1 protein-coding gene and 1 pseudogene are annotated in these 9,514 nt (G+C 75.1%); both read right to left on the bottom strand.

Features of this window, described 5'->3' with window-relative positions:
• Positions 1-4,551, bottom strand: a 4,551-nt coding sequence (locus tag PV419_RS52505; RefSeq protein ID WP_319701184.1) for a polyketide synthase, incomplete at its 3' end; no start/stop codon positions are given.
• A gap of 60 nt (positions 4,552-4,611) precedes the next feature.
• A pseudogene (locus PV419_RS52500) lies at positions 4,612-9,432 on the bottom strand (type I polyketide synthase); the annotation flags it as partial.
• Positions 9,433-9,514 lie beyond the last annotated feature (82 nt).

Genomic DNA, 9,514 nt, shown 5'->3' with positions numbered 1-9,514 from the left:
GTACGCCCCCGACAACAGACCCATCACCCGGTCCCCCACCGCAAGACCGGTCACCTCCGGGCCGACCTCGACCACGACACCCGCACCCTCGCACCCGAACACCGCGCCCGAGAGCGGAACCACGCCCAGCGCCACCAGGACGTCCCGGAAGTTGACCCCGGTCGCCCGCACCGCCACCCGCACCTGACCCGCGCCCAGTGGCGCAAGCGCCTCGGGGCACGGCACCAGGCGCAGCCCCTCCAGGGTGCCCGCCGTGTCCAGATCCAGGCTCCAGGCCTGCGCCTCCTCGGGGACGGCCAGGGCCCCCGCGTCCGACGCAGAGACCCGGACCAGCCGCGGCACCGAGGCGGCCCCGGAGCGCACGGCGGCCTCCGACTCACCGGCCGAGGCCGCGGCGGCCGCCACGGAAGCCAGCGCCGCCGCCGACTCCGCGCCACCGTCGGTGTCGACCTGCAGAATCCGGCCGGGATGTTCCGAACTCGCCGAGCGCACCAGGCCCCGCACGGCGGCCTGGGCGACATCGATCCTCTCGCCCTGCTCCACCGCGATGCCTGCGCGGGTCACCAAGGCCAGCCGGATGTCCTCCAGTGCGGGGTGGTCAAGCCACTCCCGTACCAGGCCGAGCACCTCGGCCAGCGAGGTGCGGCTCGCCGCCGGAGTGTCCGCCTCCGGAGTGCCGTCGGGGCAGGGCAGCAGCACCGTCCGGGGCAGCGGCTCGCCGGCGCGCACGGCCGCCGCCACGGAGGCGACGTCGGCGTAGGGCGGGGCGTCAAGACCCGGTATGGCCCCGCCCAGGACCGCGACCCGCTCCGGGGCCGCGCCGGAGGCCACCGGCAGCGGCACCCAGGTCACCTCGTACATCGAGTCCACCGCCGGACCGGCCACCGCTGCCGCGGTGAGCGGGCGCGAGGTGAGCGCGTCGACGGTGAGGATCGGCAGGCCGGCCTGGTCGGTCATCAGTACCGAGACCGCGTCGGAGCCGGTCGGCGCCACCCGGACCCGCGCAGAGGTGGCGCCCGTGGCCTGAATGCGGGCACCGGAGAAGGAGAACGGCAGCTTGCGCTCCCCGCCGTCCTCGAGCAGCACCACCAGGCTGCTCTGCAGCGCCGCGTCCACCAGGGCCGGGTGCACCCCGAACCGCCCGGCGTCGCCCGCCGCGGGCTCCTCCAGCGCGACCTCGGCGAACACCTCCTCGCCACGCCGCCACACCGCGCGCAGCCCCTGGAACACCGGCCCGTAGGCGTAGCCCGCCTCCGCGAGACGCTCGTAGACGCCCTCGGTCCGCACCGGCGTCGCGCCCTCGGGCGGCCACACCGCCTCCGGGGCCGCCACGGGCTCCTCGGCGCCACCGAGGGTCACCGTGCCCGTCGCGTGGCAGACCCACTCCGCCCCGTCCTCGTCCGGCCCGGGGCGGTGCGGCCGGGAGTGCAGGCGCACCACACTCCGCCCGAACGCGTCGGCCGGGTCGACGCCGACCTGCACCTCGACCGCCGTGCCGTCGCCCGGCACCACCAGCGGGGCCCGCAGGACCAGTTCCTCCAGGCGGTCGCAGCCGGCGAACTCACCGGCGCGCAGCACCAGTTCCAGCACCGCCGCGCCCGGCACCAGGGCCCGGCCCGCCACCGCGTGGTCGGCAAGCCAGGGATGCGAGCCCGTGGACAGCCGGCCGGTGAACAGGGCCCCGCCACCCTCGGCCACGCCGACCCCGGCCGCCAGCAGCGGATGCCCGAGCGGCGACAGCCCGGCGCCCGCGAGGTCGCCCACCCCGGTGCCGGTCCCCGACAGCCAGTAGCGGCGACGCTCGAAGGCGTACGTGGGCAGGTCCACCCGCGCGACATCCGCGCCGAACACCGCCCGCCAGTCGGGTGTGACGCCACGCACCCACAGCTCCGCCAGGGACGTCAGCAGACGCCGCGGCCCGCCTTCACCGCGCCGCAGCGTCGCGACGGCCGTCACGTCGGTGTCCGCGGCGTGCCCGGCCTCCTCGATCGCGCCCGCCAGCACCGGATGCGGGCTGACCTCCACGAACACCGTGCTCTCGTCGCCGATGAGGGTCCGTACGGTGTCGTGGAAGCGGACCTGTCCGCGCAGATTGCGGTACCAGTACTCGGCGTCGAGCGTTTCGCCGTCGGCGAGCGCGGCGGTGACCGTGGAGTACATGGGGATGGCCCCCGCCCGCGGGGTGATCGGGGCGGCCAGGTCCAGCAGTGCGTCGCGGACCTGCTCGACATGGGGTGTGTGCGAGGCGTAGTCCACCGCGATCGACCGGGCCCGTACCCCCTCGGCCTCCGCCTCCGCCATCACCTCGGCCAGGACGTCCGGGGCGCCACCGAGCACCGTGGCGGCCGGGCCGTTCACCGCCGCGATCCACACCCCGTCGCGGTCGGCCAGCAGCTCCGTCACCCGCTCGGCGGACGCGGCGACGGACACCATCCCGCCCTGTCCGGCCAGGTCCTCCGCGATCACCCGGCTGCGCAGCGCCACCAGCCGCGCGCCGTCCTCCAGCGACAGCACCCCGGCCGCACACGCCGCCGCGATCTCGCCCTGGGAGTGGCCGACCACCGCCGACGGCACCACGCCCGTCGAACGCCACACCTCGGCCAGCGACACCATCACCGCCCACAGCACGGGCTGCACCACGTCCACCCGCTCCAGCGGGCCGCCGTCCCGCAGGACGTCGAGCAGATCCCAGTCGATGTGCGGTGCGAGGGCCTCGGCGCACCGCTGGACCGACTCGGCGAACGCGGGCGAGGACTCCAGCAGTTCGGTCGCCATCCCGGCCCACTGCGAGCCCTGGCCCGGGAAGACGAACACCACGCCGTCGGGGGTCTGCGCCCCGACGGCTCCGCTCACCAGCTGTGCGGCGGGCTCCCCGGCGGCGAGGGCGTCGAGGCCGGCCAGGAACGCGTCCCGGTCGCCGGCGACCACCACCGCGCGGTGCTCCAGCGCGGCGCGCGACGAGGCCAGCGACCACCCCAGGTCCCGGTCCGCCTCGCCCGAGTCGGCGGCGAAGTGGCGCAGCCGGGCGGCCTGTGCCCGCAGCCCCTCCGCGGAACGGCCCGACACCACCCACGGCACCGCGCCGTGCGCCGACGCCTCCGTGAGGGGTGCCGACGCCTGCGAAGCCCCTTCGGTATCCGCTGTCCCGGCGGCGGCTGTCCCGGTGGCCGGCGGCTGCTCGATGATCACATGCGCGTTGGTGCCGCTCACCCCGAACGAGGACACCGCGGCGCGCCGCGGCTGCCCGGTCGGAGGCCACGCCGTGTTCTCGGTCACCAGCCGCACCGCGCCGGACTCCCAGTCCACATGCGGCGTCGGCTCGTCCACGTGCAGCGTCGCGGGCACGGTGCCGTGCCGCATCGCCATCACCATCTTGATGATCCCGCCCACGCCCGCCGCGGCCTGGGTGTGGCCGAGGTTCGACTTCAGCGAGCCGAGCAGCAGCGGCCGTTCGGCGGGCCGGTCCTGACCGTACGTCGCCAGCAGCGCGTCCGCCTCGATCGGGTCGCCCAGCGTGGTGCCCGTGCCATGCGCCTCCACGACGTCGACCTGCACCGAGGACAGGTCGGCGTCGGACAGCGCCTGCCGGATGACCCGCTGCTGCGAGGGTCCGTTGGGCGCGGTGAGGCCGTTGGACGCGCCGTCCTGGTTGACCGCCGAGCCGCGCACCACGGCCAGCACCCGGTGGCCGCCTCGCACCGCGTCGGACAGCCGCTCCACCAGCAGGACGCCGACACCCTCGGCGAGGCCGGTCCCGTCGGCGCCGCCCGCGAAGGCGCGGCACCGGCCGTCGCGCGACAGGCCCTGCTGGCGGCTGAACTCGACGAACACCTCGGGGGTGGACATGACCATCACACCACCGGCGATGGCCAGCGAGCAGTCGCCCCGCTGCAACGCGTTCACGGCCAGGTGCAGGGCCACCAGCGACGACGAGCAGGCGGTGTCCACCGTCATCGCCGGGCCTTCCAGGCCCAGGGTGTAGGCGATCCGGCCGGAGATCACGCTGTCCGCGCGGCCGGTGAGCAGATAGCCCTGGACCTCCTCGGGGGCGTCGGTCAGATCGCCGCCGTAGCCGTGGAAGCTGGACCCCACGAACACGCCGGTCCGGCTGCCGCCCAGCGAGGCCGGGTCGATGCCGGCCCGTTCGAACAGCTCCCAGGACGTCTCCAGCAGCAGCCGCTGCTGCGGGTCCATGCCCAGCGCCTCACGCGGTGAGATGCCGAAGAAGCCGGCGTCGAAGTCGGCGGCGTCGTACAGGAAACCGCCCTGGTTCACATACGAGGTCCCGGGCCGGTCCCCGGCCACGTCGAACAGCCCCGCCAGGTCCCAGCCACGGTCGGCCGGCACCTCGGAGATCGCGTCCGTACCGCTTTCGACCAGGCGCCACAGGTCCTCGGGCGAGGTCACCCCGCCGGGGTAGCGGCAGCTCATGCCGACGATCGCCACCGGCTCACCAGCCGCCGCCTCCGCGTCCCGCAACCGCGCCCGCGTCTCCTTGAGCTCCGCGGTGACACGCTTGAGGTACTCGAAGAGCTTTTCTTCATTCGCCATGGGTGACTGGTCCATCCTCGTGATCCCTAGCGGTCGGGAAAGCGTGTGCCGGGAGCCGGGTCACGGCTCTCCCAGTTCTTCGTCGATGAGCGCGAACACCTCGTCCTGGGAGGCCGAGTCCAGGCCCCAGTCCGTCGCGGGTGCCCGCGTCACGACCGAGGCCGGGCTCACCCGGCGCAGCAGCTTCTCCAGCCGCTCGGCCACCTCGTTCCGGGCCGGGTCGTCGTCGGGCATGGTGGCCAGCGCGATGTCCAGCCGGTCCAGGTCGGACATCACCGGGCTGACTTCGGTCTCGTCCCGGCACAGCTCGTCCCGGAGGTAGCCGACCAGGCCGGTGACCGTCGGGTAGTCGAATATGAGCCCGGCCGGCAGCTTGCGCTGGACAGCGCCGCCCAGCCGGTTGCGCATTTCGACGGCGGTGACCGAGTCCAGGCCGAGCTCCCAGAACGGGCGGCCGGTGGGCACCGACTCGGGCCCGTCGTGGCCGAGGACGGCCGCGGCATGGGTACGAACCAACTCGCGCAGCACCCGCTCCTGCTCGGTGCGGGCGAGGCCCGCCAGCCGCTCGGCCGGCGCCGGTCCCGTCCGGTCCGGTGCGGCCCCGCCGGTGGCCGACTCCCGGATGCGGCGGACCTCTTCCAGGTCGTGCAGCAGCGGGCTGGGCCGGGCGGCGGTGTACGCGAGGTAGAAGCGGTCCCATTCGATGTCCGCGACGACCAGGAAGGTGTCGTCGCCGTCCAGCGCCTGGCGCAGCGCCAGGACCGCCCGCTCGGGGGACATCAGCGGGACGCCGTGCCGACGCCGCAGATCGGCGACTGCGTCCTTCTCCGCCATACCGCCCTGGGCCCAGGCGCCCCATCCGATGGAGGTGGCCACCTGGCCCTGGGCCCGGCGGTGCCACGCCAGCGCGTCGAGGTAGGCGTTGCCGGGCGCGTAGTTCGCCTGACCGGCGGCGCCGAAGGTACCGGCGGTGGAGGAGAACAGGACGAACGCCGACAGGTCCAGCTTCGCGGTCAGCTCGTGGAGGTTCCAGGCGGCGCCCGCCTTCGCCCGCAGCACGGCGTCGGCCCGTGCGACGGTCAGCGTGTCCAGCGGCCCGTCGTCCAGCACCGCGGCGGTGTGGAAGACGGCGGTGAGCGGCAGCTCGTCCGGGATGCCGTCCAGCGCGGCGGCCAGCGCCTCCCGGTCCCCGGCGTCGCAGGCGAGGAGGGTCACCCGGGCGCCGGCCGCCTCCAGATCGGCCCGCAGCTCCTCGGCCCCCTCGGCCCGCGGCCCGCTCCGGCTCAGCAGCAGCAGGTGTTCGGCGCCGCGGGCGGCCAGCCAGCGGGCGACATGGCCGCCGATGGCGCCGGTGGCCCCGGTGATCAGCGCGGTTCCGGTGGGGGCCCACTCGCGGTCGGGGGTGGCGGGCGCCGGGGTGCGGGCCAGCCTGCGGGCGACCACGCCACCGGTGCGTACGGCGAGCTGGTCCTCACCGGACTCCCCGGACAGCAGCCCGCACAGCCGGTTCACGGCCTGCTCGTCCGGCTGGGCCGGAAGGTCGATCAGCCCGCCCCAGCGGTCGGGGTGCTCCTGGGCGGCCACCCGTCCCAGCCCCCACACCAGCGCCTGCGCCGGGCTGACCGGGGCGTCGTCGGCCCCGGTGGCGACCGCGCCGCTGGTCACACACCACAGGGGGGCGGTGACACCGGCGGTCTCCAGCGCCTGACACAGCGTCAGTACGTGGCCGAAGCCAACCGGCACCGCCGGGAAGGAGGGATGCGGCCGCTCGTCCCAGGCGCCGACCGACAGCACACCGGACGGATCGGTGCCCTCGCCCGCCTTCCGCAGCTGTTCGGCGATGTCGTCGGGCCGGTCGGAGGAGATCACCACCGGCAGCGCCCGGGCGCCCCGGCGCTCGATGCCCGCCACCAGCGCGCCCACCCCGGGGTCCTGCTCGAACCCCGCGGAGACGGCCAGCAGCCAGACGCCGGACAGCGGGGCCGGCGGGGCCTCGGGGACCGGTGTCCAGGCGATGCCGTAGCGCCACGTGTCCACTGTGGCGTGCTCGCGCCGCTGCCGGTGCCACTCCGAGAGCGCGGGCAGCACCGCGGTCAGTGAGGACCGTACGGACGCGTCCTCGACGCCGAGGGCCGACGCCAGCCCGTCGGGGTCGCGCTGGTCCACCGCGGCCCAGAAGGCGTCGTCCACGGCGGCGCCGGCCCGCGTCCCCTCGGGCTCCGAGGGCGCGTCCAGCCAGTAGCGCTGCCGGTGGAAGGCGTAGGTCGGCAGATCCACGGTCCGCCCGCCCTCGAAGGTGGTCGGCCAGTCCACGGCGACCCCGGTCACGAACGCCTCGGCCAGCGCGGTCAGCAGCCGGTCCCGGCCGCCCTCGTCACGCCGCAGGGTGCCGGTGACCGCGATCTCGCCGGGGTGGGCATCGAGCGTCTCGGCCATGCCGGTGGTCAGCACCGGGTGCGGGCTCACCTCGACGAACACATCGTGTCCGGCTCCCGCCAGAGCGCGCGTGGCCTGCTCGAAGAGCACGGTCTGGCGCAGATTGCGGTACCAGTACTCGGCGTCCGCCGCGCCGGCGGCCAGGAGTTCGCCGGTCACAGCGGAGTACATGGGCAGCTCCGGCGCCCGGGACACGACCGGCCCGGCCAGGTCGAGCAGCGCCTCGCGCAGGCGTGCCACCTGCGGGGTGTGGGAGGCGTAGTCCACCGGGATACGGCGCGCCCGCACCCCCTCGCGCTCGCATGCGGCCATCAGCTCCTCCAGCGCCGCGGGTTCGCCCGCGACGACGGTGGAGCCCGGCCCGTTCACCGTGGCGACGCTGATGCGCTCGCCCCACGGCTTCAGCAGCTCCAGGGCCGCGTCCATGGGCCGGGCGAGCGAGACCATGCCGCCCTGCCCCGCCAGCTCCCGCGCGATGAGCCGGCTGCGCAGAGCCACGATCCGGGCGGCGTCGTCGAGCGACAGCACACCCGATACGGCCGCCGCCGCCAGCTCCCCCTGGGAGTGCCCCACCACGGCGGACGGCTCGACCCCGTGGGACCGCCACACCTGGGCCAGGGACACCATCACCGCCCACAGCACCGGCTGCACCACATCGACCCGGTCCAGCGACGGTGCGTCGGAGTGTTCGCGCAACACGTCGAGGAGGGACCAGTCGATATGCGGGCGCAGGGCCGCCGCGCAGCTTTCGAGGCGTTCGGCGAAGACCGGGGAGGTGTCGAGCAGTTCGATGGCCATACCGGCCCACTGCGAGCCCTGTCCGGGGAAGACGAACACGGTCTTCGCGCGCGCGGCCGCGACACCCTGGACCACACCGGCGGCCGGTTCACCGCCGCCCAGCGCCGCCAGACGGTGCAGCAGCTCTTCCCGGCTGTGTCCGACGACCACCGCGCGGTGGTCGAAGGTGGCCCGGGTGGTCAGCAGGGACCGGGCGATGTCGGCGGGGGCCAGGCCCGGGTCCGCGCTCACCCGCTCGTGCAGGCGGCGGGCCTGGTCGCGCAGGCTGTCGGCGCTCTTGGCCGAGATCACCCATGGCACCGGCGCGCCGACGGCCGGGGCGGCGGTCACCGACGGCTCGGCGGCCGGCTCGGGGACTTCCTCCAGGATGACGTGTGCGTTGGTGCCGCTGATGCCGAACGAGGACACCGCCGCCCGCCGGGGCCCGCCGGTCTCGGGCCACGCCACGCTGCCTTCGGCGAGCCGCAGCCCCCCGGCCGCCCAGTCGACGTGCGAGGTGGGCCGCTCGACGTGCAGGGTGCGGGGGACGACGCCGTGACGCAGGGCCAGGACGGTCTTGATGACGCCGGCCACGCCCGCGGCGGCCTGGGTGTGTCCGAGGTTGGACTTCACCGAGCCGAGCAGCAACGGCCGGTCCTCGGCACGGTCCTGCCCGTAGGTGGCCTGGAGGGCCTGGGCCTCGATCGGGTCGCCCAGGGAAGTGCCCGTGCCGTGGGCCTCCACGACATCCACGTCGGACGCGCGCAGCCCCGCGTTGGTCAGGGCCTGGCGGATCACCCGCTGCTGGGCGGGGCCGCTGGGCGCGGTCAGGCCGTTGGAGGCGCCGTCCTGGTTGAGCGCGGAGCCCCGGAGCAGCGCCAGCACCCGGTGTCCGTTGCGCCGGGCGTCGGAGAGGCGCTCAACGGCCAGCATGCCGATGCCCTCGGCGAATCCCATGCCGTCGGCGTCGGCGCCGAACGCCTTGCAGCGGCCGTCGAGGGCGAGCCCGCCGATCCGGCTGAACTCGATCAGCGGCCGTGGGGTGGACATGACGGTCACTCCGCCCGCGACGGCGAGGGAGCACTCGCCCTGGCGGAGCGACTGGGCGGCCAGGTGCAGGGCCACCATCGACGACGAGCAGGCGGTGTCCACCGTGATCGCCGGGCCCTCCAGGCCGAGGGTGTAGGCGATCCGGCCGGAGGCGACGCTGTTGGCGCTGCCGTTGCCCAGGTATCCCTCGAAGCCGCTGAGCAGCCGCGGGAACCGCGAGGCGTAGTCGTTGTAGATGAGCCCGGTGAAGACGCCGGTCGAGGTGGACCGCAGCGTGGTGGGGTCGATGCCCGCGCGCTCGAAGGCCTCCCAGGTGGTCTCCAGCAGCAGCCGCTGCTGCGGGTCGGTGGCCAGGGCCTCGCGGGGCGAGATGCCGAAGAACTCGGGGTCGAAGTCGGCCATGTCGTGCAGGAATCCGCCGACGCGCGCGTAGGAGTCGTCCGGGAAGTGGGGGTCGCCCAGGTCGTCGACCTGCCAGCCACGGTCGGTGGGGTAGGCGCCGGTGGCGTCCCGCTCGTCGATGAGCAGCTGCCACAGGTCCTCGGGCGAGCGCACGCCGCCGGGGAAGCGGCAGCTCATGCCCACGATCGCGATCGGCTCGTCGTCCACCGCGGCCGCCACCGGGGCGACCGGAACCACGGCCCGCGACGCGACAGCACCGCCCGGGCCGTCCACCCCCAGCCGCACGGCCAGCTCCGCC

Origin of the sequence: Streptomyces sp. ME19-01-6, assembly GCF_033793745.1 — a bacterium.
Classification (GTDB): Bacteria; Actinomycetota; Actinomycetes; order Streptomycetales; family Streptomycetaceae; genus Streptomyces.
This window is presented reverse-complemented; position numbering and strand designations above follow the sequence as displayed.